Origin of the sequence: Algoriphagus formosus (assembly GCF_002807035.1) — a bacterium.
GTDB classification, from domain to species: Bacteria; Bacteroidota; Bacteroidia; order Cytophagales; family Cyclobacteriaceae; genus Algoriphagus; species Algoriphagus formosus.
Genome location: NZ_NIUC01000001.1, coordinates 140,179 through 166,608, shown reverse-complemented (window position 1 = coordinate 166,608; position 26,430 = coordinate 140,179). Strand labels below are relative to the sequence as shown.

The 26,430-nt window shown below is 41.9% G+C and carries 25 protein-coding genes and 2 pseudogenes; 18 read left to right on the top strand and 9 right to left on the bottom strand.

Going from position 1 to position 26,430, the window contains the following annotated elements; translation table 11 throughout:
* Positions 1–55 precede the first annotated feature (55 nt).
* From CDH51_RS00740 to CDH51_RS00725, 4 genes are all read left to right on the top strand, one after another.
* Complete coding sequence (locus CDH51_RS00740) at positions 56–280, top strand: FeoA family protein (RefSeq protein WP_035483680.1); 225 nt, start codon at positions 56–58, stop codon at positions 278–280.
* Positions 281–283: 3 nt separating this feature from the next.
* Positions 284–2,419, top strand: a complete 2,136-nt coding sequence (gene feoB, locus CDH51_RS00735) for a ferrous iron transport protein B (protein ID WP_100626819.1) — start codon at positions 284–286, stop codon at positions 2,417–2,419.
* A 165-nt stretch (positions 2,420–2,584) separates the two neighbouring features.
* Entirely contained in the window at positions 2,585–4,060 is a 1,476-nt protein-coding gene (locus CDH51_RS00730; protein WP_100626818.1) for a lipopolysaccharide biosynthesis protein, read from the top strand.
* A gap of 441 nt (positions 4,061–4,501) precedes the next feature.
* Positions 4,502–5,422, top strand: a complete 921-nt coding sequence (locus CDH51_RS00725; RefSeq protein WP_100626817.1) for a universal stress protein — start codon at positions 4,502–4,504, stop codon at positions 5,420–5,422.
* On the opposite strand, the gene ypfJ is transcribed toward CDH51_RS00725, so the two are convergent.
* Complete coding sequence (gene ypfJ, locus CDH51_RS00720) at positions 5,419–6,312, bottom strand: KPN_02809 family neutral zinc metallopeptidase (RefSeq protein ID WP_100626816.1); 894 nt, start codon at positions 6,310–6,312, stop codon at positions 5,419–5,421. The genes CDH51_RS00725 and ypfJ overlap by 4 nt on opposite strands.
* Before the next feature lie 121 nt (positions 6,313–6,433).
* Between ypfJ and CDH51_RS00715 the strand changes: the two genes are divergently transcribed.
* Positions 6,434–7,213: a 3-keto-disaccharide hydrolase gene (locus CDH51_RS00715; protein ID WP_100627759.1), complete on the top strand. Its 780-nt coding sequence runs from the start codon at positions 6,434–6,436 to the stop codon at positions 7,211–7,213.
* A 61-nt stretch (positions 7,214–7,274) separates the two neighbouring features.
* Here the strand turns inward: CDH51_RS00715 and CDH51_RS00710 are convergent, their stop codons facing one another.
* The 6 genes and pseudogenes from CDH51_RS00710 to CDH51_RS00690 form a co-directional block, all read right to left on the bottom strand.
* Positions 7,275–7,691 carry an energy transducer TonB gene (locus tag CDH51_RS00710; protein ID WP_100626815.1) on the bottom strand — a complete coding sequence of 139 codons (417 nt, stop codon included), beginning with the start codon at positions 7,689–7,691 and terminating at the stop codon, positions 7,275–7,277.
* 29 nt (positions 7,692–7,720) lie between these two features.
* Positions 7,721–8,044 (bottom strand): annotated as a pseudogene (locus CDH51_RS20245) (energy transducer TonB); the annotation flags it as partial.
* A gap of 216 nt (positions 8,045–8,260) precedes the next feature.
* Positions 8,261–8,731: pseudogene (locus CDH51_RS20240) on the bottom strand (M56 family metallopeptidase); the annotation flags it as partial.
* Between the two features lie 263 nt (positions 8,732–8,994).
* Positions 8,995–9,369, bottom strand: a complete 375-nt coding sequence (locus tag CDH51_RS00700) for a BlaI/MecI/CopY family transcriptional regulator (RefSeq protein ID WP_026946551.1) — start codon at positions 9,367–9,369, stop codon at positions 8,995–8,997.
* A 217-nt stretch (positions 9,370–9,586) separates the two neighbouring features.
* Positions 9,587–10,420 carry a DUF4249 family protein gene (locus tag CDH51_RS00695; protein ID WP_100626813.1) on the bottom strand — a complete coding sequence of 278 codons (834 nt, stop codon included), beginning with the start codon at positions 10,418–10,420 and terminating at the stop codon, positions 9,587–9,589.
* The gene (locus CDH51_RS00690) at positions 10,420–12,807 is read right to left on the bottom strand and encodes a TonB-dependent receptor (RefSeq protein ID WP_100626812.1); all 2,388 of its coding nucleotides are present in this window, start codon (positions 12,805–12,807) and stop codon (positions 10,420–10,422) included. Before CDH51_RS00690 ends, CDH51_RS00695 begins: the two co-directional genes overlap by 1 nt.
* 139 nt (positions 12,808–12,946) lie before the next feature.
* On the opposite strand from CDH51_RS00690, the gene CDH51_RS00685 reads away from it, so the two are divergent.
* From CDH51_RS00685 to dprA, 13 genes are all read left to right on the top strand, one after another.
* Positions 12,947–13,912: a vWA domain-containing protein gene (locus CDH51_RS00685; protein ID WP_100626811.1), complete on the top strand. Its 966-nt coding sequence runs from the start codon at positions 12,947–12,949 to the stop codon at positions 13,910–13,912.
* A 2-nt stretch (positions 13,913–13,914) separates the two neighbouring features.
* Positions 13,915–14,559 carry a hypothetical protein gene (locus tag CDH51_RS00680; protein WP_100626810.1) on the top strand — a complete coding sequence of 215 codons (645 nt, stop codon included), beginning with the start codon at positions 13,915–13,917 and terminating at the stop codon, positions 14,557–14,559.
* Positions 14,549–15,163 (top strand): hypothetical protein, encoded by a 615-nt coding sequence (locus tag CDH51_RS00675; RefSeq protein WP_100626809.1) that lies wholly within the window; start codon positions 14,549–14,551, stop codon positions 15,161–15,163. Before CDH51_RS00680 ends, CDH51_RS00675 begins: the two co-directional genes overlap by 11 nt.
* Positions 15,164–15,204: 41 nt before the next feature.
* On the top strand, positions 15,205–16,386 hold the full coding sequence (locus CDH51_RS00670) for an acetyl-CoA C-acyltransferase (RefSeq protein WP_100626808.1): 1,182 nt from the start codon (positions 15,205–15,207) through the stop codon (positions 16,384–16,386).
* 46 nt (positions 16,387–16,432) lie between these two features.
* On the top strand, positions 16,433–17,524 hold the full coding sequence (locus tag CDH51_RS00665; protein WP_100626807.1) for a toxin-antitoxin system YwqK family antitoxin: 1,092 nt from the start codon (positions 16,433–16,435) through the stop codon (positions 17,522–17,524).
* Between the two features lie 54 nt (positions 17,525–17,578).
* Positions 17,579–18,523 (top strand): phosphoribosylaminoimidazolesuccinocarboxamide synthase, encoded by a 945-nt coding sequence (locus CDH51_RS00660; RefSeq protein WP_100626806.1) that lies wholly within the window; start codon positions 17,579–17,581, stop codon positions 18,521–18,523.
* A gap of 99 nt (positions 18,524–18,622) precedes the next feature.
* Complete coding sequence (locus tag CDH51_RS00655; RefSeq protein ID WP_026946560.1) at positions 18,623–19,012, top strand: STAS domain-containing protein; 390 nt, start codon at positions 18,623–18,625, stop codon at positions 19,010–19,012.
* On the top strand, positions 19,009–19,926 hold the full coding sequence (locus CDH51_RS00650; RefSeq protein ID WP_100626805.1) for a ribonuclease Z: 918 nt from the start codon (positions 19,009–19,011) through the stop codon (positions 19,924–19,926). Before CDH51_RS00655 ends, CDH51_RS00650 begins: the two co-directional genes overlap by 4 nt.
* Entirely contained in the window at positions 19,923–20,714 is a 792-nt protein-coding gene (locus CDH51_RS00645; protein ID WP_024282660.1) for a queuosine precursor transporter, read from the top strand. Before CDH51_RS00650 ends, CDH51_RS00645 begins: the two co-directional genes overlap by 4 nt.
* A 218-nt stretch (positions 20,715–20,932) precedes the next feature.
* Positions 20,933–22,654 carry a DEAD/DEAH box helicase gene (locus CDH51_RS00640; RefSeq protein WP_100626804.1) on the top strand — a complete coding sequence of 574 codons (1,722 nt, stop codon included), beginning with the start codon at positions 20,933–20,935 and terminating at the stop codon, positions 22,652–22,654.
* Positions 22,655–22,728: 74 nt separating this feature from the next.
* Positions 22,729–23,433 (top strand): 16S rRNA (uracil(1498)-N(3))-methyltransferase, encoded by a 705-nt coding sequence (locus CDH51_RS00635; RefSeq protein WP_100626803.1) that lies wholly within the window; start codon positions 22,729–22,731, stop codon positions 23,431–23,433.
* Between the two features lie 94 nt (positions 23,434–23,527).
* Complete coding sequence (locus CDH51_RS00630) at positions 23,528–23,881, top strand: MerR family transcriptional regulator (RefSeq protein ID WP_100627758.1); 354 nt, start codon at positions 23,528–23,530, stop codon at positions 23,879–23,881.
* The gene (gene dprA / locus CDH51_RS00625; RefSeq protein WP_100626802.1) at positions 23,862–24,980 is read left to right on the top strand and encodes a DNA-processing protein DprA; all 1,119 of its coding nucleotides are present in this window, start codon (positions 23,862–23,864) and stop codon (positions 24,978–24,980) included. Before CDH51_RS00630 ends, dprA begins: the two co-directional genes overlap by 20 nt.
* On the opposite strand, the gene CDH51_RS00620 is transcribed toward dprA, so the two are convergent.
* A complete protein-coding gene (locus tag CDH51_RS00620; protein ID WP_100626801.1) occupies positions 24,981–25,529 on the bottom strand; it encodes a PepSY-associated TM helix domain-containing protein in 549 nt (182 codons plus the stop codon). It lies immediately after the preceding gene.
* A 2-nt stretch (positions 25,530–25,531) separates the two neighbouring features.
* Entirely contained in the window at positions 25,532–26,380 is an 849-nt protein-coding gene (locus CDH51_RS00615; RefSeq protein ID WP_100626800.1) for a hydroxymethylglutaryl-CoA lyase, read from the bottom strand.
* Positions 26,381–26,430 lie beyond the last annotated feature (50 nt).

The window sequence follows — 26,430 nt, the reverse complement described above, 5'->3', positions numbered from 1 at the left end:
CTTAGATTCATTCCAAATAAGTTACTTTTGCAAGATTGATTCAAAGGCCGTACGTATGACAGCAGATCAACTAAAGATCTCCCACAGTGCAATTATCGAAGACCTAATCGATTCACCCCTTAAAGTGAATTTAATGGAATTGGGTTTTTTGCCAGGGAAAAAAATCACCCTACAGTTCAAAGCACCAAGTAACGGTCCCTTGGCTTTCCTATTAGAAAACACCCTCCTAGCATTACGCAAACAAGAAGCGGCCTTACTTCAAGTCAAAATTATCTCCTAATTCATGGCCCAAACACAGCCACCCTTTCTGACCAAACCGCTGAAAATAGCGCTTATTGGAAATCCCAATGTAGGTAAAACGACTATTTTCAATCAGTTGACTGGATTGAACCAAAAAATCGGTAATTATCCCGGTGTGACGGTGGACAAAAAAACTGGGGCGATGATCTACCAGGAACAGGTTTATCACATCATTGATCTACCCGGAACTTACTCGCTTTATCCAAATTCAGAGGATGAAATCATCGCCCATCGGGTATTGAATCAGCTTAGCGAAATCGAAAAGCCAGATTTCGCACTGATGATTATAGATTCGGTTCAACTTTCGAGAGGATTATTTTTAGCTACCCAACTGATCGATCTTGGCCTCAATTTGGCCATCGCTCTGAACATGGCTGATATGGCTGAGAAAAGCCAACTTGAGATAAAAACTTATGAGTTGTTCAAGCAACTCGGAGTGCCTATTCTTCAGACAGACGCTCGGCATCTTAAAGGAATGGATCAAATAAAAGAATTGATCCATCAGCAAAACTTCACGAATCCAGGTCCTTTTATAGAAGCAAAAGAATTCTTGGACAATTCCCAGCTTCAGGATGTCAAGGAATATTTTGAACTGAGCAACGATTATCAAGCTTACCAGATTCTTCGATTTGGGCTGAAAGACAAAGGGCTTTCGGAGGAAAAAAGAAGCTGGATTCGAAAAAAACTAGAGACACTTACAATCAATCTAGAAGCTGCTCAACTAGAAGAAACCAAAATCCGATATAAGCGGATCACCGAGGTTATCGAAAAAGTATTGGTTAAAAAATCCCATCAAGAGGTAGGGTCTGCCCCACTTGATAAGATTTTCCTACACCCTGTTTTAGGCTACCTAGTTTTTGGAGGAATCCTCTTACTGATATTTCAGGCAATTTTTGCCTGGGCATCCGTCCCCATGGACTTGATTGATGGTTTTTTTGCAGATTTGGGAGCTTGGTTAAGCAGTACTTTGCCAGCTGGACCTATTTCAGATTTGCTTTCCGAAGGTGTAATCCCGGGAATTGGAGGAGTTGTTATTTTCATTCCTCAGATCGCTCTTTTATTTGGCTTCTTAGCCATTTTGGAAGATACCGGTTACATGTCCCGCGTCGTGTTTTTGATGGATCGCTGGATGCGGCCTTTTGGCTTGCATGGAAAAAGCATTGTCCCCTTGGTTTCAGGAGTTGCTTGTGCTATTCCTGGAGTGATGGCTGCTCGAAACATAGGCAATTGGAAGGAAAAGATTATCACCATTATGGTGACTCCATTGATGAGTTGCTCGGCAAGGTTGCCGGTATATATTATTTTGATCGGCTTGGTCGTACCGGATGAAGCGATTTTTGGAATCTTCAACCTACAGGCCTTAACACTCCTAGCCCTTTATTTACTCGGCGTAATTGGCGTTTTGGTGACCGCTTTTGGCTTGAAGTCAATTCTGAAGACATCCGAAAAGTCTTTCTTGATGGTAGAGCTACCTTCCTATCGGACTCCAAGATGGAAAGATGTCCTTCTCACCATGTATTACAAGTCTCGCACATTTGTAACTGAGGCAGGAAAAGTGATCTTGGCCATCTCCATTATCCTATGGATTCTGGGTTCTTATGGACCTCCATCCCAAATGGACGCAGTAAGAGAAATTCAAGAAGAAAAACTTGCCGCCGCATCCTCTGAAAAGCAAATAGCTGAAATTGAAGCCGAAACCTCCTCTCTTTTACTTGAGAATTCATTTATCGGGATTTTGGGACGAGGAATTGAGCCAGTCATCAAGCCACTTGGCTACGATTGGAAAATTGGAATTGCATTGATTGCATCCTTCGCTGCAAGAGAGGTATTTGTATCGACCATTGCAACTATTTACAGTATTGGAGGAGACGTGGAGGATGACCTTACCATACGGGAAAAGCTCGATACGCAGATCAATTCAAATACCGGAGAAAAGACATTCAATAAGCCTACAGCCTTTTCGCTGATGGTCTTTTATGTTTTTGCCATGCAATGCATGAGTACGCTTGCTATTGTATACAGGGAAACTAAAGGTTGGAAATGGCCGTTGATCCAAACAGTATATATGACAGCACTGGCATATTTTGCTGCTTTATTGACCTATAATATCTTCTCTTAAGATGTTGCAAGAAATCATCATAGCGATTATTGGATTGGGAGCCTTAGCCTACCTCTGGCAACGATTTTTTGGAAAACCGACAGAAAAGGCCGGTTGTGACAAGTGCCAAAAAATCGATTGAAGCCAATCGATGTGGTTCTCCTGATTTTTTGATATTTTCAGCCCATGGGCAAAGTCGCCAATCAAAGTTTCCGCACTGCCATTTTTTCCTATCTGGGAGTAGTCATTGGCTACTTTAATGTCCTTTGGCTTTACCCCTTTGCATTAGAAGCTGCAGAACTGGGTACATTTCGCACCATTCAAGATCTTGCACTGCTGATCGTCCCTTTTGCCCAATTGGGGCTAGGAAATGGAATCACGAGGTATTTCCCTAAGTTACAAAGCAACCAGAGCTCTTTTTTGAGTTTTAGCCTTTTGATAGCTTTTCTGGGCTTTATTTTAGCTGCTTCCTTGTTTTGGTTCTTTCAGGATGAAATCGTTGGACTTTTCGCCAAAAATTCCCCTGAAGTCATCAGATACCTATGGATTGTCCTTTTTATCACCTTTTTGGCCTTAGCTAATTCCATACTCGACGCCTACAGCCGATCCTATTTAAAAGTCTCCATTCCAACATTCTTCAGAGAGGTTTTCCTGAGGCTGCTGACTGGCATTTGGATGATCTTTTTCCTCATCAAGTGGATAGATTTTGATCAGATGATGGCTGGTTTGATTGGAGTATATGGCCTTCCGCTAATCGGAATGGTTGTATACCTGATCTATCTTCGTGTCCTCAAACTGGACTTTTCCTGGTCTAAATTTCCAAAGGGTTTTCGAACCGCTTTTATCCAATTCAGCCTAATTACCTTTCTGGCTACTGCTGCTTCTACCTTGATCTTAAAGATCGATTCCATCATGGTCAGTTCGCTTATAAGCCTTGAGGCAAATGCTATTTACACGATCGCTTTTAGTATGGCTATCGTGATAGAAATGCCAAGGCGGGCTATTTCTCAGGTGATTATGCCTGTGATCGCTGATCATTTTTCCAAAGAAAATCATCCTGCGATTCAAAAAATCTACACTCAAGTTTCCAACCGTCAGTTTTATATCAGCCTCCTGATTTTTCTGGGTATTTGGATCAATATTGATTTCATCTACCGTTTGATCCCAAACAGTAGCCTCTATGAAGCAGGAAAATGGGTAGTTTTTTGGATTGGTTTAGGAAAAGTCATTGATGCCCTCTTTTCAGCCAACTCTGAGATTTTGGTCTTTTCCAAATACTTTAAATTCAACCTCATCGCAACCATTATGATGAGTATCATGATCATTCTGTTGAATTATCTGCTCATTCCGCAATTTGGCATTTCCGGGGCAGCCATTGCATCAGCCTTGGTAATGTTACTTTTTAATGTGGTTAAGTTCTTCTTTTTGAAATACCGATTACAAATGAATCCATTTAGCCCGGAAACTTTAAAAATTTTGATTTTAGGAATAGCCCTTTTTCTACTGTTTATGGGCTTACCTACATTTGAAAACTACTGGTTGGATTTTGTGCTCCGAAGCCTAATCTTAGTTTCTTTCTTTCTTGGCTTGGCAATGCTGGGCTGGGTCGGAAAAGAAGAATGGGAATGGGTCAGAGAAAAAATTAAAAAGCCCAAGCCTTAGAGTGTTACAAACCTCCTTATAGACAAGATTTGAGCTGCCTTAAATCCGCAAACTTCCACTGTTATCCTGCGTTTTGTGCGAGGCCCCGATAGCTATCGGGGTGAGGCCTGTTTTTGGAAAGGGCTTCACTCGGTATAGTTGTTAATTGTGAAGTTTGAACATGTCAGCGGCCTGGGCTTTGACAAATATACGGATATTACATCGACGGGTTAAATTAGGGAGCGGATAATTCGTAATTCTCTTTTCTCTATTTAACTTTAAGCATGAAGAAAAGCATATCCCGGAAAATAAAATTCAGGAGCTTATTTTGAAAAATTCCTTAATACTTGAAATTCAATCTGTACAGAACAAATAATTATATTAGGTTCAGAATTTTATTTCAATTCCATTAAAAATCTATCAAGAAGCCTTTAACTTTGTATTGTCAAATTTTGCACGCCCATGTACTTGATTAAGAAAATGATTGTTTGCCTGGATCAGTCCAGCTTAGACAAAACCTTGGTCGAATTCGCACAATTTATTGCCAGAGTCAATCAAACCAAGAAGATATTTTTTGTCAATGTGATCAAAAACCTTTCGGTTCCTAAGGAAGTCCTGGAGGAATTTCCAAACCTCATAGAGAATATGATCACTGAAAGGCAGAATGCAATGCAAAAAACTGTTTCAGAGGTTTTTGGGGATCAAAAAGATATCTCGCTGAACTATATGGTAAAGGAAGGAAACCTATCAAAAAAGATCCTCAAGCTTTCCGAGGAAAAGTCAGTGGATATGATCATCATTGGTCGAAAAACCACCCTTCCAGGCACAGGAGTTGCTGCTTTGAGACTAGCCAGAAGAGCGAGCTGTTCCCTATTGATCATTCCTGAAACTACCGTTCCAAAGGTTCAAAAAATCCTAGTCCCTTCAGACTTTTCTGAATATTCGAAGGATGCGATGGAAGAGGCAATTATGATAGCCGCAAGACATGGTAATGCTGAAATTGTTTGTCAGAATGTATTCAACGTTCCTTCAGGCTATCATTTTACCGGGAAGACCTATGAGGAATTTACCCAGATCATGCAGATGCATGCAGAGATAAATTACAAGAAGTTTATCCGTAAAATTGACACCAAAAACATCAAAATCACACCTGTTTACACTCAAGATGACAATGATGATCCTGTGCAGGAAATCATCGACAAAGCTTTGGAAATAGGTGCTGACGGCATTGTAATCGGTGCAAAAGGCCGAACTGCCGCCACAGCATTGTTCATTGGAAGTATGGCTGAGCGTTTGATTCAGTTCAATGATACCCTTCCCCTCTTAGTCACTAGGCCAAAGGGAAAGAATGCCGGCATCTTAGATTATATTCTCGAAATCTAAAGGGTCTCAGAACTGAAGGTATCACCTTGAGAAAGGTCTCCGGTGTCAAAGCCCTTTTTAAACCAGCGCATTCGCTGAGCTGAAGTACCATGGGTGAAAGAGTCCGGCACTACCCGTCCGGTAGCTTGTTTTTGTAGTCGGTCATCCCCAATGGCATTAGCAGCATTAAGGCCCTCTTCGAGGTCTCCTGCCTCCATCATCCCACTCACTCGCTGTGAATGATGAGCCCATACTCCAGCCAGAAAGTCAGCCTGAAGTTCCAATCGTACCGAATATTGATTGTATTCCCGATCTGAAATCTTTCCCCGAAGCTGCTGTACTTCGTCGGTAATTCCCATGATTTTTTGGATATGATGGCCTACCTCATGCGCAATGACATAGGCTTGAGCAAAGTCTCCCGGAGCATTGAGTCGCTGCTCCATCTCTTGAAAAAAGCTTAAATCAATGTATAGTTTTTCATCTGCCGGACAGTAAAAAGGACCTGTGGCAGCACTTGCATTTCCACAGGCAGAGGAAACAGAACCAGAAAAAAGCACCAAAGTTGGTTCCCTGTAATTTTCGATCAATTGATTCCAAACAGTCTCACTATCAGCTAAAATCACAGAGCAAAACTCAGCTAAGCGATCATCTTCAGGACTGGATTGGTAATTAACCTCAGTGGTAAATCCTTGACCTCCACCCAAAAAGCCACCAATCAAGGAAAGTGGATTCACTCCAAGCAAGATTGAGCCCCCGATAAACACTGCGACGATCACCAGACCGGTTTTCGAGAAAAGCATTCGAAGCAAAGGTGCAAGCAACATTGGGTTAATTCCCCCACCACCGCTTGGACCGCGTTGCCCTCTTCGGTCTTCTACATTGCTACTGCGTCTACGACCTTCCCATTTCATTTGCTATTGATTTAGATTGATAAAAAACAGTATGAAAGCCCTAAATTCCATGAGAAACTTTCCAGCTTTCATAAAAATAACCAAATTACATGCATTCAACACAACCCAAAATAGTAAACCTATGAAAACCAAAAACCTCTCTATTCACTGGATTATTGCTTTAGCCTTAATTTTTATAGGCACTGCTGTAGCGAAGGCCCAAGTTGGAGTTGGCACAGCTCCGATCGAAGGAGCTGAATTGATGCTAGATGGAAGCAAAGAAATGCTTTTAGAAAAATGGCAATATTGGCAGGGACCTCGTTTTTCGGCTGAGCCTCCCATCAAATGGATGGAAGTGAAAGACCCAATAGATGGTGGAAAAGCGATCAGTAGCAATGATCCTGCAGCAGCAGGCGGAAAATATGGCGCTGCGGATATCGTCACAAAAAAAGAATATCGGGATTTTAGAGCCCACGTGGAATTTTTGATCAAAAATGAGGGAGGAAATAGCGGGGTTTACCTTCAAAACCGATATGAGATACAAATCCTAGATGGAGACTATGGTTTGCATGGATTGGCTGCCGTAATCAATGAACATCTACCAAAGGAACAAGCCTACAATGGTCTTGGAAAATGGAATGCCTATGATATTGTCTTCAAAGCAGCCCGCTTTGAGAATGGAACACTTACAGAAAAGGCTCGGGTGACGATTTACTTCAATGGTAAAAAAATTCATGAAGATGTGAGTATTCAGCAGGTTTGGGGTGGTCCAAATTCCGGCATCGATGGCGGAAATGATGGAGGAAAAGGAATTACAGACCGTCCAGGCGGATTGAAACTGCAGGCGGAAGGACACGATGTATTTTACAGAAACATCTGGATCAAGCCGCTGAACTTAGATGGGCAATCCACCGATTTTTAATTTCCAAAACAAAAAAAGAAAGGCTTTCTAGATTTAGAAAGCCTTTTTTTGTCATTAAAGATTATCCTAATTTAAACCGAATCGGAAGTCTCATTTCGGTCCGAACAACCGAGCCGTCTTTTACTCCTGCTTTCCATTTCGGTGAAAGCTGCAAAACCCTAATCGCTTCCTCGTCACAGCCCCCTCCTATTCCACGAAGGATCTGAGTTTCCGAAATTGAGCCATCTTTTTCAACAATGAATTTTACAATTACAGTACCTTCGATTCCTTTATCTCTAGCCGTCTCTGGATACCTTAGATTTTTAGCCAAATGAGAAAACATCCACTCATTCATCCCGCCTGGAGGCTCAGGCATCTGCTCTAGCGTATGAGCTTCTGTAGCCGAAACAGTGGATTCTTGGGCAAGAGCATTTACTCCATAGATCATCATCCCAAGAGTAAGTAGAAATGTAAAACTCGTTCTTAAAACCCTTTTCATAAATGTGGTAATTGATTGACTTGAAATTTTTAGCTTAGCTTAAACCGAATTGGTAATCGCATGCGGGTTCGAACTTCTCGTCCACGCTGCTTGCCAGGCTCCCAGTTGGGTGCATTTTGAATAACTCGTAAAGCTTCCTCATCACAGCCTGCTCCAATCCCACGAAGCAATTCCACATCTGTGATGGATCCATCTGTATTGATCACGAACACCGCGATCACTGTACCCTCGATACCCATTTCTTTTGCTTGGGCAGGATATTTAAGATTCGCTCTTAGGTACGCATTCCAGCCTTCCATACCGCCTGAAGGAGTAGGCTGAGTCTCTACCACATCAAATATTTCATCTGCTTCGATCTCGACAAGCTTTCCATTGACCATTTCCTTTAATTGAACGGTGCCATCCGCACCTTGAATTTCAACCACGTTTTCAGGTTTGATTGATTCATCATCTGCAAGATTTTGATCGCAGGCAAATACTAATACCATGAGCGAAACCAAAGGAATCACCATAAGAAAGCGGCTTTTGGCAGTGCTTCTTGATTTTTCTCGATTCATCATAAGAATTCTTTTTTTTGTTTGAAACTGATTAAAGCTATTGGTAAGCTGCCAGCTTTGATCTTTTACAATCAGCCTGAGAAGCAGCCGAGAATAGTCGAATTGAGAAAAAGAATTCGTCACTCCCTGATCAGCTTGAAACTCGTGAATCTCGCGCAATAACTTCTCATAGAGATAAGCTAGCGGATTAAACCAGAACACAGCCTTGAACAAGTGTGTGAAAAGAAGATCCCATGAATGACCTTTTGACACATGAACCGACTCATGAAGTAAGATCTGACGCTGATCTTCTTCCTCAGGCTCGAAATAGGGCAAAAGAATATATCCAAAATAGGAAGCCGGTTCAAAACTTGGATGGACAGCTATTTTCAGACCTTGGTAACTGAACTTTTCAACCAATTGAAGTTGGAAGAAAGGTTTTACCAATCCGAAAATCACCTTCAGTAAGGCAATGGAAAAACCGATCACATATATTGTCAGCATCAGATCCATCAAGCCAAAGGAAACTTCCTCAGTGGCCACCCCCTTACCCAATTCAAAAGCTGGTAGGGTAAACTCTGCCAGTGCATTTTCTGGGTTAGAAAACTCAAAAGATAGAAAAGGCAATCCTATGGATAGAACGAGAAGGACTATCAAAAATCCCCTATTCCATTCGAAGAAGGTGAGTTTCTCCAGCGTTAGCTTATAGAATAACAAGCCAATGGCCAGAATCAGACTTCCTTCGATCCACAAATCAATTAGCCAATTCATTTCTTGGCGTTTTTTTCTGCATCATCTATCAGCTTCTGGAGATCTTTAATCTCATTTTTGGAGATTTTTTTCTCATTTACCATGAAGGATAGAAAATTGCTCACAGAACCTTGGAAGAAATTAGAAACCATGTGATTGATTTTACCCTTGGAATACTCCTCCTGAGAAATCAATGGAATATACATGTGTGTATTTCCATAAACCTTGTGCGTGAGATATCCTTTGCTTTCCAAAAGGCGTACCGTGGAAGCAATCGTTGTATAAGGCGGTTTGGGCTCATCAAGCTCATTCAAAATATCTCGAACCAAGCCTTGACCAATTCTCCAAAGTACCCGCATCATGCGCTCTTCATTTGCTGAAATCTCTTTCATAACTCAATAGTAAGATTAATTATTTAAACATACAACTTATTTTTCGTATTTCTACGATTCATGTTAACTAGTATCAATTTATTAAAAGCCTTCAATAATCAAAAGCTGAATTGCGATTAATTCAAATATCTTCTTGAAAAAGTCCTGAAAAAAGAGAGGACTTCCTTCAATAAATTGGAAGTAAATTCTTGAATTTGATATAATTAAGGGAAAAAATCTATTCCTCTTCTACTATTTCAATGGATTCGGTCAAAACAGGACCTACAAAGAAGTAACCTAGAATCTCACCGCTTCCTTGAGTGATTTGGATATTGGTGTCAGGATTTTGAGGCGGTGGACTGAAGAGTCCCCCATCATTAAATAGTAGACCAACGAGTTGGTTAAAGTATTCATATACATCGCGGTTCATACGGAAAAGCTCCAAGCGAACCTGATCTCCTTTTTTAAAAGAATAATTCAACTCTAAACCCTGAGAAAAGAATTCTACTCCGAAGGTGTCATCAAAAAGCAAATAATCCCCCCGATCGTTTTTGAGTGTATCATTTTCGATCACTCGAATCCGATAGTAGTTATCCTCATCAAATGGAATCTTTCCATAAGCTTTGATATAGTATCCCTCCTCTCTGAATACGCGCTCCTCGCGAAATTCGAAAGTCAAACTATCCAATACCGGTGGCTCCAACATCGTCCCTTGGGAGCGATATTCTTGTTCATTCCATTTCACGAGCAATTCATAACTCTCTCCTATTCGAGCTACTGACCTAGGGTCAAAAGGCTTGTAAAATCCAAACTGAGGTAAAAACTCGAACCTTGTAGTTTCATTGGTCTCGAGATTTCGAATTGATACTTCCGCATCCTGAATCAAAAGTTCATCAGAATTATCAAAGTAATCCTGAGCTAATGAAATTCGCACTTGATTGAAACTAGGATTATCCGTCCAGCTACCTTCTATAACAGGAATCAAGCCTTCAATAGTAGCTAATGGCAGTTCCACTTCCTCTTGGCAGGAAAAAAAACTAATCGCTAACAATATGCTAAGTAACCGCTTCATCAAAACTGGAAGTTATAGGTGATAGATGGAAGAAAAGTAAATAAGTAAGTCATTACTATACCCCGTCGGGAAGAATCTACAGGCCCATCGGAAGGGCTGACGGTAATATCGTCGTTGTATATCTCTCTAAACTCGTAGGCAAATGGATTTTTACGGCCGTAAAGATTATAAATGCTGAAATTCCAGCTTCCCCTCCATCGCTTGCCCTTATTGGAGTTTTTCCAAGTGACAGAAGCATCCATCCGGTGATAGTCAGGAAATCTGTCCTCATTTCTAAATGGTGAGAACAAAGGCAATTGCTGATTATCGGCGAGATAGGTACCTATCGGGAAAGTGACCGCTTGACCAGTAGTATAAATAAAGGTCAATCCGGCAGACCACTTCGGAGAAAACTCATGGTTCAGTACCAAAGTGACATCATGTGGTCGATCGAATCGCGGATTGTATGCCTTCCCTTGACTGATACCTTCAATTTCTCTCCAAGCTCGAGACCATGTATAAGCTAGCCATCCGGTAGTTTTTCCTATATTTTTTCGAAGTAAAAACTCCACGCCATAGCTCCATCCTCTTCCGGAAAGGATTTCAGTTTCTACATTATCTGTGAATAGAACCTGAGCCCCATTTCTCAAATCAATGATTCCCTCCAGTGTTTTGTAATATCCTTCCACAGACAGCTCCCATTTGTTTTCTTCAAAATTTCTGAAGAAACCCAAAGAAAATTGATCACTTCTAATCGGGTTGACATAACTATCCGCCAATATCCAGCGATCAATAGGAAGACCTGCCGAGCTGTTGGAAGCGATCTGCACGTATTGGAAATTTCGATTGTAAGCAGACTTGACCGAAAACTTATCATTGAAAAGATATCGGAAAGCTAAGCGTGGCTCCAAACCTTGATAGAATTGGATATTTTGGAAGCGATCATAGCGAACCGAATCTATCACTTCTGCTTCAGGACCTGGAATACCTCCTTCATACTCATACTTGACCCCATTTCCGAGCTGATTGTATAAGCCCCATCGAAGTCCCGCTTCCACACTAAGCTTGCTCGTGATATCCAGAGAAGTACCTGCAAAAATATTGTTGAGCAGCCCATTTTTTGAATTAGTGGATATACCCTGAATATTACTTCCAGGGGCAGGGGTAAGCTCAATGGGCGCAAATCGATAATACTGAGAGTGAAAACCCCAATAGGTATTGATTCCATTTCGATTGACTTGCCAAGTTCCTTTTACACCTGATTCAGAAAGGTTATTGCCCCACTCAAAGCCATTCTCCGGATCATCGAAGTCGATCGAATATCGATAGCGCGAATGGTAGGCATTCAAGTCGAAAAAGGTATCGTCACTGATATTCCTAGACCAGGTGGCAGCACTCACCCAATTGGTCCAGCCCAAGCCAAACTGATCGTCAAGCCCCAAAAAATCTCTCCCTTGATAGGTACTTACACTTAAGCGATCACGGTCACCGATTCGAAATACAGCTTTACCACTGAGGTCGTGAAAATTCAGCTTGTTATTTCGAATTTCTTCATCTCTTGCAAAGCCCAAAAATACATCAGCATAGGTTCTACGTCCAGAAACTATGAAGGTAGAGTTTTCGGAAAAGAGCGGTCCATCTATCGTTAATCGGGATGAAATAGTTCCTATCCCGCCTTCTCCATGGATTTGTTGGTTGTTTCCTTCTTTGAGGGATACATCTATTAGCGAGGAAAGCCTACCTCCAAAAGAAGCGGGCATATTTCCTTTATAAAGTTCTACTCCACTAAGTGCATCTGGATTAAAGACCGAAAAGAATCCAAAAAAGTGGGAAGGGTTGTATACTGGGGCTCCATCTATTTGGACTAGGTTTTGATCAGCCGAACCTCCTCGTACAAAAAGACCCGTGGTCCCCTCTCCTGCTGTCTGTACACCAGGCAAAAGCTGCAAACTCCGAAGCAAGTCAACTTCTCCGAATAAGGCAGGAATATTTTTGATCGTCTGAATCGGAACGCTGTTTTTACCGGTTTCCAGACTTCTGATATTCTGATCAGGGCGCAATTCCTGAATCAACACCTCATCGAGAGATAACTCATCAGGGCGAAGGAATATTTTGACGGTTTTGTTGAGATCTTTCTCCGTAATAGCACGAACAGATGTCTGATAACCAACAAATGAGATAGTCAGGTTAGCAGGAAGATCAACCACGCTGATCTCAAATTCACCCTCAAGGTTAGAAACCACCCCGGCCGTTTTATTTCCTTCCCAGTAGATATTAGCGCCCGGAAGAGGAAATGAATTATCCACGTCAATCACAACACCCTTTATCAGCTGTTCTTGAGCGAAAGAGCGAAGTGGAAGTAAGCTTATTAATAGAATTAGAATTTTGAAAAAAATGGCTTTGGACATCAGGTAGGATATAATTCAGCTTTCAAGTACACGGCCTAAGCGGCTTAATGTTTGTTAATTTTCAAATGGAGTCACAAATCTAAACTTACCATTCATCCCAAAGGTTATTTCCTTGCTAATTATTTTATAATTTCAGGCCATGATTTGGGCATATCCTGATTTCAAACTTTTAATAGTTCTAGCCGGAGCTTTTGCTTTGGGGTACTTATTTTACATCTCCAGATTCTGGTTGATCAATCGCCGACTCAAAGTCGAAAAACGACGATTACTTACTAAACTCATTCTGCGAACAAGCTATTTTATTCTTTTTCTGATCGCATTTGCAGGACCTTCTATTGGCACATCGACCAAAGAAGTCAAAGAAGAAGGCAAGGACATTTTCCTGGCTATTGACCTATCTCAGTCCATGAATGCGACAGATATCGGCCCTAGCCGTCTACAAAGAATTAAATTTGAATTGAAGGAATTGATCAAAAATTTTCCTTCTGATCGAATTGGCCTGATTATTTTTTCCTCAGAAGCTTACATGCAGTGTCCACTGACTTTTGACCAAAATGTCATTCAGCTTTACCTGGATGGACTCAATACCGGCTTGGTTCCAAATGCTGGCACTGACCTAAGTGGTCCACTTCGAATGGCCTTAGATCGATTTGTAAGCGATGTTTCTCCAGAAGTCAAATCCAAATCAGTGGTTTTGATCTCAGATGGAGAGGACTTCGGAGGAGAATATGAGGATGTAGCCGCTTCTCTTGCTGAAGCTGGTATCAAGGTGTTTTCTTTGGGAATCGGTACAGATGCCGGAAGCTCTATTCCTCGCGGAAATGGCGTGGTGATTGATCCCAATACAGGGAGACCTGCGGAAACAAGACTAGACCGGGATGCGCTTCAGAAAATCGCCATTGAAACAGGCGGCAGGTATTTTGAAATATCGGACGTTTCTCAGGAAGTCAGTGATTTGATCGGTAATCTAGAGCGATTGGAAGGCGGCACCATCGGTACCCGACAGGTAGAAGCCTCTTCCAATAAATATTTCTATTTTCTGCTTGCAGGATTGATCCTTTCAGTTTTGGATATGATTCTTCCAATCAAAACCATTAAACTTTAAGCATGAACGGAGGAAAACTAATCATCGGTCTTCTTTTACTCATTCCTTCCGCATGGATGCGTGATTCGGAATTGAATGCAGCGATTGATGTGGCTGGGGAGAGTTTTGCCAATGGAGAATATGAACAATCCTACCAGGATCATCTTGCCTTGCAAGAACGCTTCGGCGTAAGCTACAGTGAATTGGATTTTAACCTAGGTCTCAGTGCTCAGTATTCGGAGAAGCTTGATGAGGCAGCAGGTTACTATGACAAAGCAAGTACAAGCGCGGATATGATTCTCTCTTCATTCGCCTACAACCAAGGAGGTGTTTTACTTGGAAACAAAAAAGAATACGAAGCTGCGCTTAGTAAATTCAAAACTGCCTTGATCAAGGATCCATTGAATGAAGTCGCAAGATATAATTATGAATTGCTTGCCAGATGGATGAAGCGAGACGAAGAACGGAAAAATCAAGAGGAGAATCCTCCCGAGCCATCAGACTTTGCCAAGCGAAAAAAAGCAGAAGCTGATCGATTGGTTGAACAATTCCGGTTCCGAGATGCGTTAAACCTTATGAATGAAGCGCTGGCTCAGGATCAAACCGTGGCAGCTTACCAGCAATTCATCACCACTCTTCAAGAAGTCACAGAGATCAATGAAAAATAAGATAATACTACTTTCAGCAATCATTTTCACCTTTTCACTGGCATCCTATGCACAGACAGCAGGTGACTTTTTTAATAAAGCTGCTCGCTTCTACGTAAAAACTGAAAAGGAACAAGCACTCCAAACCGTGAATGATGGCTTGAGTAAATTTCCGGGAGATAGCAAACTGCAAGCATTGAAAGAGAAGCTTGAACAGGAGCAAGAAGACGAGCAAAATCAAAATCAAGAGCAGCAGAATCAGGAAAACCAAGAACAGCAAAACCAAGAGAACCAACAGAGTCAGGGAGAGCAAGGCGAACAACAGCAAAATCAAGAGCAGGGAGAAAAAACAGAGCAGGATCAAGCAAAAGAATCTGAATCCGGAGATCCACAGGAACAAAGCCAAGATCCGGCCAGTGAAAATGCAAACGATCAAATGGATGCTAACCTTGCTGAGCGTCAAAAGGCTTTAGAAGAATTCAAAGAAAAGCTAAAAGCGATGAATTTGACCCCTGAGCAAGCTGCACAGATTCTTGAGAGTATGAATGCCGCAGAGCTCCGCTACATTCAACAGAATCGAAAAAAGGCCACTCAGCGACCCAAGCGGGGAATTCCTGACTGGTAAACCCAAAAGCGAAATATTTTATCAGAAAAACCCAAATAAACATGTTCAAAGAAGTATACATCGTGTCAGCCGTCCGGACACCACTTGGTAGTTTCGGCGGAAAACTTTCAGGACTAACAGCAGTAGAGCTAGGTACGACCGCCATCAAAGGCGCCTTGGAAAAGTCGGGCGTAAAAGCAGAGGCTGTTCAGGAAGTTTTTATGGGAAATGTCATTTCGGCCAACTTAGGTCAAGCTCCCGCAAGACAGGCCGCGATTGGAGCGGGGATAGGATATCAAGTTCCTTGTACCACGGTAAATAAGGTATGTGCATCAGGTATGAAATCAGTCATGTTTGGAGCTCAAAGCATCATGCTCGGCATCAACGATGTAGTTGTGGCGGGAGGTATGGAAAGCATGTCCAATGTTCCATTCTATGTGCCTAAAGCTCGTTTTGGCTACAAATACGGCAATGCGGAGTTTGTAGATGGTCTTGTAAAAGATGGACTTTTTGAGGTGTATTATAAATTCCCGATGGGTAACTGCGCCGACAACACTGCCAAAGAAATGAACATCTCCAGAGAGGAACAAGATGCCTATGCCATTCAATCCTACCAGCGTGCGGCTGATGCTTGGGCAAAAGGATACTTCAAGGATGAGGTAGTTCCTGTAGAAATGAAAGGTAGAAAAGGCGAGACCATTCTGATCGATGAAGATGAGGAGTACAAAAACGTCATGTTTGAAAAAATCCCAAGTCTCCGTCCGGTATTTGATAAGGAAGGCACCGTCACAGCAGCCAACGCATCTACCATGAATGATGGAGCTTCTGCTTTGGTCTTGGTTAGCAAGGAAAAAGCAGATGAATTGGGGCTTAAGCCGCTGGCAAAAATCCGAGGATTTGCAGATGCTGCTACTGATCCGCTTTGGTTTACTACTGCTCCGGCACTAGCTATTCCAAAAGCTATTCAACATGCAGGTATCAGTGCCGATGAGGTAGATTTCTATGAGATCAATGAAGCCTTCTCGGCAGTTGCTTTAGCCAATCAAAAAGAATTGAAATTGGACCCAGCCAAGCTAAATGTCTATGGCGGAGCTGTTTCTCTCGGACATCCACTGGGAGCATCAGGTGCTAGAATTATTTCTACCCTGAATTCAGTCCTTCATCAGCAATCCGGCTCCATTGGTGTAGCAGGAATATGTAATGGAGGAGGCGGTGCTTCTGCTATGGTAATTGAAAAATTATAACCAAACCCACAAACTATCCGCGGCATATTCTGTCGCGGATTTTTTTATGAAACGTTTTGCACCCTTCATTCTACTTCTGATCAGCCTCTGCCCCGTCTATGGACAGGAAATGGTTCGGGTATTTTATGACGAGCAGCAAACCATGCTCAAAGAAATCTACCCCACCGTCAATGGCAAGGCAGAAGGAACCCTGAAACGGTTTAATGAAGAGGGCAAATTGATTCTACTCGGAAACCTCAAAGCTGATCAGCGTGAAGGGCTTTTTGTGGAATTGAACCCGGATACAGGCGACACCCTGCGGACGATCCCTTTTCAAAATAATCTGAAGCATGGAGTGAGTCAGACATTCTTTTTGGATGGTACAATCAGACAAGAGCTCCACTACGAAAATGATCAAATCGAAGGGCCCGTTACGACTTACTTTGAAAATGGTCAGCTTCAGGACAGGACTGAATTTTCCAATAATGTCCCCAATGGAAAAAGTGAACGCTTTTTCCCGGATGGTGCTGTGCAGCAAATTATCCATTTTGAAGCAGGCAGGCTTCAGGGGCCATATGAAGAGTATTACCCAAATAGTAAAATCAAGCGAAGAGCAAACTACCGTGATGGGGAGCTAGAAGGTGAAGAGTTTACTTTCTATGAGGACGGTAGTAAAAATGTCGTAGCCAATTACAAGAAGGGATTCTTAGATGGTGAATACCTTGAATATTTTCCGGATGGAAGTATCCAAAAGCAGACATATTATAAAAATGGGGTAATTTCCGGCGAGTCGAAGGAATTTTATGAAAATGGAAAACTGCGTCAAAAAATCACTTTCAAAAATGGAATTCCAACTAGCCCTCTCGAAACCTTTCATCCGGATGGAAAGAAAGCTTTGATCCGAGAGTTTTCTCCCAGATCTGATCTAGCGAGTAGAGAGCTCCATTATCACCCAAATGGACAATTGAAAATGGAAATCACTTTCCTTCAAGGACTTGAATCCGGTGAAGTCCAAGTATTTCGGGAAGATGGCTCACTTGAGGAAGTTCGCTTTTACCAGCGGGGAATTCCTACTGGCACTTGGGAGTATTATGATGAATCAGGCGAGCTGATCCGAACCGAGAAAAAAGAATCGATTAGAAAAAAGATTGATTACTAATCATTCCCTTTAATTGAATAAAAGCTTTCCTATTTTTGCCAAAACATCTTAATCATGAGCCACGCAATCAAAGAGACCAACTTCCAATTTCCTGCACAAATTGACTTTTACAAAGGAAAGGTAAGAGATGTCTATATTTTCGATAAAGAACTTGTGGTGGTGGCCTCTGATCGAATATCTGCCTTCGATGTGGTGCTTCCACGTCCTATTCCTTTCAAAGGCCAGGTATTAAATCAAATCGCAGCCAAATTCCTTGAAGCTACCTCTGACTTAGTACCTAATTGGGTCACCGCCACTCCAGATCCCAATGTCACAGTAGGAAAGCGATGCGAGCCATTCAAGGTAGAAATGGTAATCCGTGGCTACCTGTCTGGACATGCCGCTCGCGAATACAAAGCTGGAAAGCGAATGATCTGTGGCGTCCCGATGCCAGAAGGAATGAAGGAAAACGATGCTTTCCCCACCCCCATTATTACACCGACTACCAAAGCTTCCGAAGGACATGATGAGGATATTTCCAAAGAGGACATCTTAGCGAAAGGAATCGTCAGCAAGGAGGATTATGAAGTCTTGGAAAAGTATACAAGAGCCTTATTCCAACGGGGACAGGAGATGGCGAAAGAAAAGGGGTTAATCCTGGTGGACACCAAATATGAATTTGGAAAGTACGAGGGAGAAATCTACCTAATTGACGAAATTCACACACCGGATTCCAGTCGATATTTCTATGCGGATGGATACGAGCAGAACCAAAAAGAAGGTAAAGCTCAGCGCCAATTATCAAAGGAATTTGTGAGACAATGGCTGATTGAGAATGGCTTTCAGGGAAAAGATGGTCAGGTGGTGCCTGAAATGACTGATGAAATTGTACAAAGCATTTCGGATCGCTATATTGAGCTATTCGAAAAAATCACCGGAGAAAAATTTGTAAAAGCTGAAACCGATGCCATTGAAACCCGCATCGAAGAAGCAATAAAAAAGTATCTAAACGAAAACTAAAATCAACAATTATCAAGCAAGGAAGTAAATAAGTTATTGATTTAATTTCCGGGCAGGATTCATCCTTTCATTTCGAAGGATGGGCAAAACACAATTTATATGAAATATAGCATTGACAAAAAAGAACAATACGTAATTTTCACTCCAATGGAGGAAAAATTGGACTCAACTTTAGCTCCTAAGCTGAAATCTGAGCTTTTGACCGTGCATGCAGAAGGCTACGAAAAGCTTGTACTTGACATGAGCCATGTAAAGTATGTAGATTCCTCAGGGCTTAGCGCCTTATTGGTTGGAGATCGTGAATATGGAAACAATGGAGGCTTGTTTTTGATCTCCGGTGTTCAGGATCATGTGCTGAAGCTTTTGAAAATCTCCATGTTGGACAAAAAGCTTAATCTAGTCAATGACTTGGAAGAGGCTGGAGAAGCGGTCTTCATGCATGAAATTGAAAACGGGGCAGTAGAAGAGGACGAGGAAGAAGAGGATTGAGACCAGAATTTGAGGTAACGATACTTGGGAATACTTCATCGATTCCTGTACATGGTCGCAATCACACCTCCCAACTCATAAAGCTGGGAAGTGAATTGATGCTAATCGACTGTGGAGAAGGCACGCAAATGCAACTTCGCAGGTTTCGGCTGAAGTATTCCAAAATCAATTATATTTTTATTTCACACCTTCATGGGGATCACTACCTGGGCTTGATTGGATTATTATCCAGTTTTCATTTGGCTAGGAGAAGCAATCCCTTGACTATTTTTGGACCAAAAGGTCTAGATGAAATCATCAGTACTCACTTTAGATGGAGTAATACTCAATTGACATATTCAATTGATTTTCATATTACTACTGATGACGGATTAAATCTATTGGTAAATACCCCTCAATTGATGGTTTATAGCTTCCCGCTTCGCCACCGTCTTCCTACCACAGGTTTTTTGATCAAAGAAAAAGCAGGTCTTCGTAACCTGATCAAATCGAAATTGGAAACCGAAAAGCTACCCGTTGAAGCTATTCAATCCCTACGGAAGGGGATGGACTATATCGGCGTGGATGGTTCATTCTATCCGGTGAGAGAATACTGCTACCCACAAGAACCTACACGGACTTATGCCTACTGTTCAGATACCATTTATTGGCCCGAATTAAAAGAATATATCGCCAAGGTTGATTTACTGTATCATGAGTCTACCTTCTTAGATGCGGAGAAAGAGAGAGCAGAGCTTACCATGCATAGCACAGCAGGTCAGGCAGCATCCATAGCGGCAGCATCTTCCGTAAAAAAACTGATTTTAGGGCATTTCTCGTCTAGATATAAGGATCTGAATCCTATGCTTGATGAAGCAAAACCGATCTTCGAAAATGTTGAACTGAGTGTAGAGGGAGAAACTTATCAACTATGACACGCAACGAATCTTCCAAAAAGACCAACCTCTTCATCATTTTGGGTTCAATATTTCTGACCAATGCCATCTTGGCGGAAATTATTGGAGTGAAAATATTTTCAGCAGAGCGAACTTTTGGTTTTGAGCCTGTCAATTGGAAGTTTTTTGGGGAATATATCCTGGACTTCAATTTGACCGCAGGCGCTGTTATTTGGCCGATTGTCTTTGTAACCACGGATATTATTAACGAGTATTTTGGAAAGAAAGGCGTTCGAAAGATCAGTTTTCTTACTGCAGGATTGATTGCCTATGTATTTGTGGTTATCAGCGTCGTGACCATTTTAGTACCAGCTGATTTTTGGTTGGATGTCAATGCACAAACTCCTTCGGGAGATTCCTTTGATATTTCCTATGCATTCAACACCATATTCAGACAGGGATTGGGAATCATCATCGGTTCACTCACCGCCTTTCTCTTGGGACAGTTGGTCGATGTCTTTGTATTCCAAAAACTACGAGCTGTCACCGGATCAAAAATGATCTGGTTGCGTGCCACAGGCTCCACCTTGGTCAGTCAGTTTTTTGATTCATTTGTGGTCTTGGGAATAGCATTTTACATCTTCGGAAATTGGGAATTAAGCCAAGTTATTGCAGTTGGAATCATCAACTATGTCTACAAATTTTCAGTTGCAATTCTACTTACTCCCCTGCTCTATCTTGGACATGGGCTGATCGATCGCTATCTCGGAAAAGACCTGGCAGAAAAAATGATGAAAGAAGCCTCCTCCGATAGAACCTTCCTTTAAAAGCAATCTCAACAAAGGTCTACCAAATTATTTTTTATAAATCTCTCGATTTTTTAAACATTATTCTAAAACATTCAAACCTACTCTTGTTTTACAAAATATTTATACATACTTTTGCACCGTCAATTTTGACATAGAATAATTTTTTCGAGCCGTGATTTCCTTACTGTCGCTTGTCTGGGATCAAGGAACATGGCAAGAAAAAGTAAGGAAACATCATGGAAAACAACACAAAATTCTCAGACCTGGGGATTTCGAAAGAAATTCTACAGGCAGTGGAAGAGATGGGCTATACCCAACCTTCCCCAATTCAAGAGCAAGCTATCCCTTACGTACTCGAAGGACATGACGTAATCGGTCAAGCTCAAACAGGTACAGGTAAAACAGCAGCATTCGCTATTCCGATCATTGATTTGGTCGACCCTGACTTCAACAAGCCTCAGGCTATCATCCTTTGTCCTACTCGCGAGCTAGCAGTACAGGTAGAAGGTGAATTCCAAAAACTGGCAAAGTATCATCGCAAAATCACTTCTGTAGCTATCTACGGTGGCGAATCAATCGACAAGCAGATTCGAACACTGAAGAAAGGCGTACAAATCGTAGTAGGTACTCCAGGTCGAGTTCAAGATCACATCAACAGAGGTACCTTGAAACTTGAAGATGCTGGAATCATCGTATTGGATGAGGCGGATGAAATGTTGGATATGGGCTTTAGAGATGATATCGAAGCTATTCTTCAAGAAATGCCTGAAGAAAGACAAACTGTCTTCTTCTCTGCTACCATGGCCAAGCCCATCATGGATTTGACCAGAAAGTATCAGAAAGACCCACACATCATCAAAGTTGCGAAAAAAGAACTGACAGTAGATCGTATCGAGCAAATCTTCTATGAAGTGAAACCTTCACTTAAAATGGAATTGATGGTTCGATTGATGACCGTAAATAATTACAACCTTTCTGTAGTATTCTGTAACACGAAACGAATGACAGATGAGGTAACTGAATCTCTCGGATCAAGAGGAATCGTAGCAGAAGCATTACACGGTGACCTTTCACAGGCTCAGCGAGACAAGGTGATGGGTAAATTCCGTAAAGGAATCTGTAATGTCTTGGTGGCTACAGATGTGGCTGCTCGAGGAATCGACGTGGACAATGTGGAGGCAGTATTCAATTTCGATCTTCCTTTGGACGAAGAATACTACGTACACAGAATCGGAAGAACAGGCCGTGCAGGTAAATCCGGTGTAGCTGTCAACTTCGTAACCGGTCGTAGAGATACGATGAAGATCAAGGATCTTGAACGATTCACGAAGGCTTCCATTAATAAAATGGACCCTCCTTCTGTCAACGAACTGATTGACATGAAGAAAGCTCAGTTGGTAAAAGATGTACATCGTACCTTGGCCAAAGAAGAAGACAATCAGATCTTCGAAGAGACTTTGGGTCAATTACTTACTGAAGGACTTACTCCTGAGCAAATTGCGCTAGGTCTAATCAAGATGACCATGGGTGAGGCTGTTAAGGAACTTAGAGATCAGGATTTCTCCCTTCCTTCCTTCCAGGACAGAAGAAGAGAAAGAAATGATCGCGGAGATAGAGGCGGACGATTTGAGCGTGGCGGAAGAGATCGCGATGGTGCACGTCGTGGCGAGCGAAGAGAAGGCGGTCGAGAGCGTAGAGGTGGCGGAAGAGCTACTGAAGCCAATATGGCCAGACTTTTCCTCAACCTTGGAAAGCGTGACCGTATCCGTCCCAATGACATCGTAGGTGCAATCGCCGGCGAAGCAGGAATCCCTGGACGAAGCATCGGTGGAATTGACATCTTCGACAACTTCTCCTTTGTGGATGTACCGCAGAAAGATGCAGATCACGTAATTCGCATCATGAAGCAAAACACCATCAAAGGGAAATCCGTAAATATGGAAATTTCAAAAGGTTGATTATAGGTTAAGGTTAATTTGGTTAAAGCACATTTCTTTCGGGAAATGTGCTTTTTTTGTATCAAAAATCAACCATGCCGCTTTTTTTTCAAGAAAATATTCAGCCTCCTGAAATCCACCTCGAACCTGAAGAATCCAAACATCTGATTCGCGTTTTAAGGAAAAAAACAGGTGATTCGGTAGATCTGACAGATGGAAATGGCAATTTGTATCATTGCAGGATTCAAGATGCTAATCCCAAGAAGACTAGCCTTCTGGTAATCGATATTGAAAAAACTCCGGAAGATAATTTTCGAATTCATTTAGCCATCGCCCCTACCAAAAGTCCTGACCGTATGGAATGGATGGTAGAAAAAATCACAGAGATCGGTTTTCATGAAATCTACCTGATGAAGAGTCAAAATTCGGAAAGAACCTATTTTAAAACCGACAGACTCGAAAAGAAAATCATTTCTGCTTGTAAGCAGAGCAAGCAATACTTTAAACCCAAAGTCCATTCAGACATCAGCTTTTCTGATTTGATAAAGGATCCCGCATTTTCGGGTTTTCAAAAGTTTATTGCCTATGTGGATGAAAACCACCAAAATCATCTTTTGGATGTAGCCAAACCCACTCGAGACTACCTTATTTTAATTGGACCGGAAGGAGATTTTGATCCTGAAGAAATCAAGCTGGCGATTTCAAATGGTTTTGAACCTGTCTCTTTGGGTAAAAGTAGGCTTCGAACCGAGACTGCTGGACTCGCTGCTGTGCAGATGTTGCAGATATTAAATCGTTAACCTGTTGATTTTTGCGGAGATCACTTCAAGTCATTCTTGAAGTCATCAATTGATTTTGTATTTTAGTTTATTGTTTGAAATAATTCCCAAAGCTGTGCCGTACAAAGAGAAAATCATAGAGAAAAAATACCATTCAATCGGTGAAGTTGCCGACATGTTTAAAGTAGCTCCTTCGCTTATTCGCTTTTGGGAAGGGGAATTTGATATCATCAAACCCAAAAAAGACAAACGTGGCAACCGCAGATTTACGAAGGACGATATCCAAAAAATCCGTTTTGTCTATCATTTGGTAAAGGAAAAAGGATATACATTGGATGGGGCACGGGAGGTCATTGCTCATGGACAGGAACAAGGCTTTGACAAAGTTGGGGCAGTACAGAAGCTTCAGGAGATTAAAGAGTTTTTAGCGACCATTCGCGATGAATTCCATGCAAAATCCGGATCATGAACATATCCGGCATTTTATTGCTTTGGCTTTGGCTCCCAAGATTGGGCCAAGCCTTTTCAAAGCAATTTTAGCTTATTCGGGATCCCCAAAGGCATTTTTTGACATTCCAAAAGGCAAAGCTTCTAAAATCCCTAAAGTAGGTCCGAAGCTACTTGCACTTCGTGAAAGCAGAGAGGAACTCCTTCGAAAAGCGGATGATTTAATAGCAACTTCTGGGAAAAAGGGATTTGAAATCCTTACCCATCTGGACCCAAAATTCCCCCAACGTCTAAAAGCACAGGAAGATGGACCTGTTTTGCTTTTTTCGAAAGGAAAAGCTGATTTGAATTTCGAACGAACCGTCGGAATTGTGGGTACCAGAAGTGCGACCTCCTATGGTCGGTCAGCCACAAAAAGAATCATTGAAGACCTTGTGGTCTATCAGCCTGCGATTATTTCTGGATTGGCATACGGGATTGATATTGAGGCACATCGAGCTGCTATTCATGCAGGACTTCCCACCTTGGCCATAATGGGCTCCCCTATCGATCAGATTTACCCGGCAGTGCATAGAAAGACCGCCGAGCAACTCCAGGAAAGTGGAGCTCTTTTAAGTGAATATGCCCCAGGCAGCAAAATGATGCCGGGTAACTTTCCAGCAAGAAACCGAATTATCGCGGGGTTGTCAGATGCATTAATAGTGGTAGAAGCGGCGGCTAAAGGCGGTGCACTTATCACTGCAGAAATTGCTTACAGCTACGATAAGGAAGTATTTGCAGTACCAGGAAATCTTCAATCCAACTTTTCAGAAGGCTGCAACAATCTAATCAAGAAGATGAAAGCTTCAATTTATACTGGACCGAATGATATTGCAGAAGCGCTCTTTTGGACAAAACCTGGGGAAGAGAAGCTCTCAAAACCAAAATTGGATTTTTCAAATCGGGAAAAAGAGGAATTAGCTATTCTCACCCATTTACAGGAAAAGGGAGAATCCGAAATTGACCAGATTTGCTATGCGACTGAGATTCCGCTAGGCACTTTATCCTCGAAGTTACTATCGCTAGAATTCGAAGGAATAGTCAAGTCTCTTCCAGGTAAGAAATTCAAGCTTTTGGTCTGATTACTTTTTCAACTTCCTGATCAATTTCGGATAGTACCAAAGATAAAAGCCACTGATACCCATCAGAATCAATCCCAGTGAAGTCAAGGTGGAATAAGTTAGCTTCGAACCTTCCCCATCGGTGAAATAATAGTCCAAAATACTGCCGTCATGCACTTTTTCGATCCAATCAGAATGGCGTGTTTCTACTGATAAAACTTCTCCAGAAAATCCATCCAGCTGTACTTCAGTAAAATGAGTTTTAAAAGTCACTTTGGCAATTCCTTTGTCCGGCCGAATATCGATTCTATCCACTGCTTCATCTCTACCCAGTTTTTTCATCTCCTCCTCCCCAATCCGAGCCATTTCAGAAGGTAGTATCCAGGTTCCATTTTCTACTTGAGTTTGAAGCGTTGGAGGAAGCAATTCGGCTTTCTTTTTCCAAGCCAATAGAATGGATGTAATCCCGATCAGAAAAAAGAATATCAGCAAAGGCAATCCCAGCCATTTATGCAAATAGCGGTAGTTTCGGGTAGCCTTGACCTTGTGCTGGATTTTGGAGCTACTCATATTCAATAAAAAACAGAATTGGCAAGCTTCATGGCTTCTCCAAGCTCAGCCTTATTTAGTTGCAGGTCAAAGCCCTCTCCTTCCAATGCCTCAATCATCACTTCTGTAGCCATATTTCCAACTAAGTCATCCTTGGCCATCGGACATCCTCCAAAACCTTTCAGTGCACCATCAAATCTTCTACAACCTCCTTTAAGTGCAGCGAGTACTTTTTCCTGAATAGATTCCTGACGACTATGCAAGTGAGCCCCAAAAGTAAGGTGGGGAAAAGAGTTGATTTGCACTTCAAAAAGCTTTGTAATCAAATCCCTATCAGCTACTCCAATCGTATCACTCAATGAAATGGTCTTTACATCCAACTGATCGAGTTTTTCTACAAATTCTGCCACCAATTCCGGTGAATATGGATCGCCATAAGGATTCCCAAATCCCATGCTCAGATAAACCACCTGTTCTTTTCCCTTGACTTCACAAAGGTTTTGAATCGACTCCACGGTCTCTAAAGCTTTCGCAATGCTTGCGTTGGTATTTCTTTGTTGAAAGGTCTCAGAGACAGAAAGTGGAAAACCGAGGTAATCGATTTCTTCAAACTGCAAGGCATCCTCCGCCCCTCTTACATTTGCCACAATAGCCAAAAGCTTGGATTGGGCCTTATGCAAATCAAGCATTTCCAACACCTCGGCAGTATCCCTCATTTGAGGAATGGCTTTTGGGCTTACGAAGCTTCCAAAATCAATGGTATGAAAGCCAACTTCTAAAAGTTGATTAATGTAGGCTGCTTTGATAGAAGTATCTATGAAATCCGGAATTCCCTGCATGGCATCCCGTGGACATTCGATCAATTGAATCATGCTCGAAGATAGGCAGAATGATGAAAACAAACTTCCAAAAATGTCTGAGC

Bases quoted from the DNA above. Each gene is read 5' to 3' on its own strand.
- CDH51_RS00740 (WP_035483680.1), top strand. From the start codon at position 56: ATGACAGCAGATCAACTAAAGATCTCCCACAGTGCAATTATCGAAGAC.
- feoB (WP_100626819.1), top strand. From the start codon at position 284: ATGGCCCAAACACAGCCACCCTTTCTGACCAAACCGCTGAAAATAGCG.
- CDH51_RS00730 (WP_100626818.1), top strand. From the start codon at position 2,585: ATGGGCAAAGTCGCCAATCAAAGTTTCCGCACTGCCATTTTTTCCTAT.
- CDH51_RS00725 (WP_100626817.1), top strand. From the start codon at position 4,502: ATGTACTTGATTAAGAAAATGATTGTTTGCCTGGATCAGTCCAGCTTA.
- ypfJ (WP_100626816.1), bottom strand. From the start codon at position 6,312: ATGAAATGGGAAGGTCGTAGACGCAGTAGCAATGTAGAAGACCGAAGA.
- CDH51_RS00715 (WP_100627759.1), top strand. From the start codon at position 6,434: ATGAAAACCAAAAACCTCTCTATTCACTGGATTATTGCTTTAGCCTTA.
- CDH51_RS00710 (WP_100626815.1), bottom strand. From the start codon at position 7,691: ATGAAAAGGGTTTTAAGAACGAGTTTTACATTTCTACTTACTCTTGGG.
- CDH51_RS00700 (WP_026946551.1), bottom strand. From the start codon at position 9,369: ATGAAAGAGATTTCAGCAAATGAAGAGCGCATGATGCGGGTACTTTGG.
- CDH51_RS00695 (WP_100626813.1), bottom strand. From the start codon at position 10,420: ATGAAGCGGTTACTTAGCATATTGTTAGCGATTAGTTTTTTTTCCTGC.
- CDH51_RS00690 (WP_100626812.1), bottom strand. From the start codon at position 12,807: ATGTCCAAAGCCATTTTTTTCAAAATTCTAATTCTATTAATAAGCTTA.
- CDH51_RS00685 (WP_100626811.1), top strand. From the start codon at position 12,947: ATGATTTGGGCATATCCTGATTTCAAACTTTTAATAGTTCTAGCCGGA.
- CDH51_RS00680 (WP_100626810.1), top strand. From the start codon at position 13,915: ATGAACGGAGGAAAACTAATCATCGGTCTTCTTTTACTCATTCCTTCC.
- CDH51_RS00675 (WP_100626809.1), top strand. From the start codon at position 14,549: ATGAAAAATAAGATAATACTACTTTCAGCAATCATTTTCACCTTTTCA.
- CDH51_RS00670 (WP_100626808.1), top strand. From the start codon at position 15,205: ATGTTCAAAGAAGTATACATCGTGTCAGCCGTCCGGACACCACTTGGT.
- CDH51_RS00665 (WP_100626807.1), top strand. From the start codon at position 16,433: ATGAAACGTTTTGCACCCTTCATTCTACTTCTGATCAGCCTCTGCCCC.
- CDH51_RS00660 (WP_100626806.1), top strand. From the start codon at position 17,579: ATGAGCCACGCAATCAAAGAGACCAACTTCCAATTTCCTGCACAAATT.
- CDH51_RS00655 (WP_026946560.1), top strand. From the start codon at position 18,623: ATGAAATATAGCATTGACAAAAAAGAACAATACGTAATTTTCACTCCA.
- CDH51_RS00645 (WP_024282660.1), top strand. From the start codon at position 19,923: ATGACACGCAACGAATCTTCCAAAAAGACCAACCTCTTCATCATTTTG.
- CDH51_RS00640 (WP_100626804.1), top strand. From the start codon at position 20,933: ATGGAAAACAACACAAAATTCTCAGACCTGGGGATTTCGAAAGAAATT.
- CDH51_RS00635 (WP_100626803.1), top strand. From the start codon at position 22,729: ATGCCGCTTTTTTTTCAAGAAAATATTCAGCCTCCTGAAATCCACCTC.
- dprA (WP_100626802.1), top strand. From the start codon at position 23,862: ATGCAAAATCCGGATCATGAACATATCCGGCATTTTATTGCTTTGGCT.
- CDH51_RS00620 (WP_100626801.1), bottom strand. From the start codon at position 25,529: ATGAGTAGCTCCAAAATCCAGCACAAGGTCAAGGCTACCCGAAACTAC.
- CDH51_RS00615 (WP_100626800.1), bottom strand. From the start codon at position 26,380: ATGATTCAATTGATCGAATGTCCACGGGATGCCATGCAGGGAATTCCG.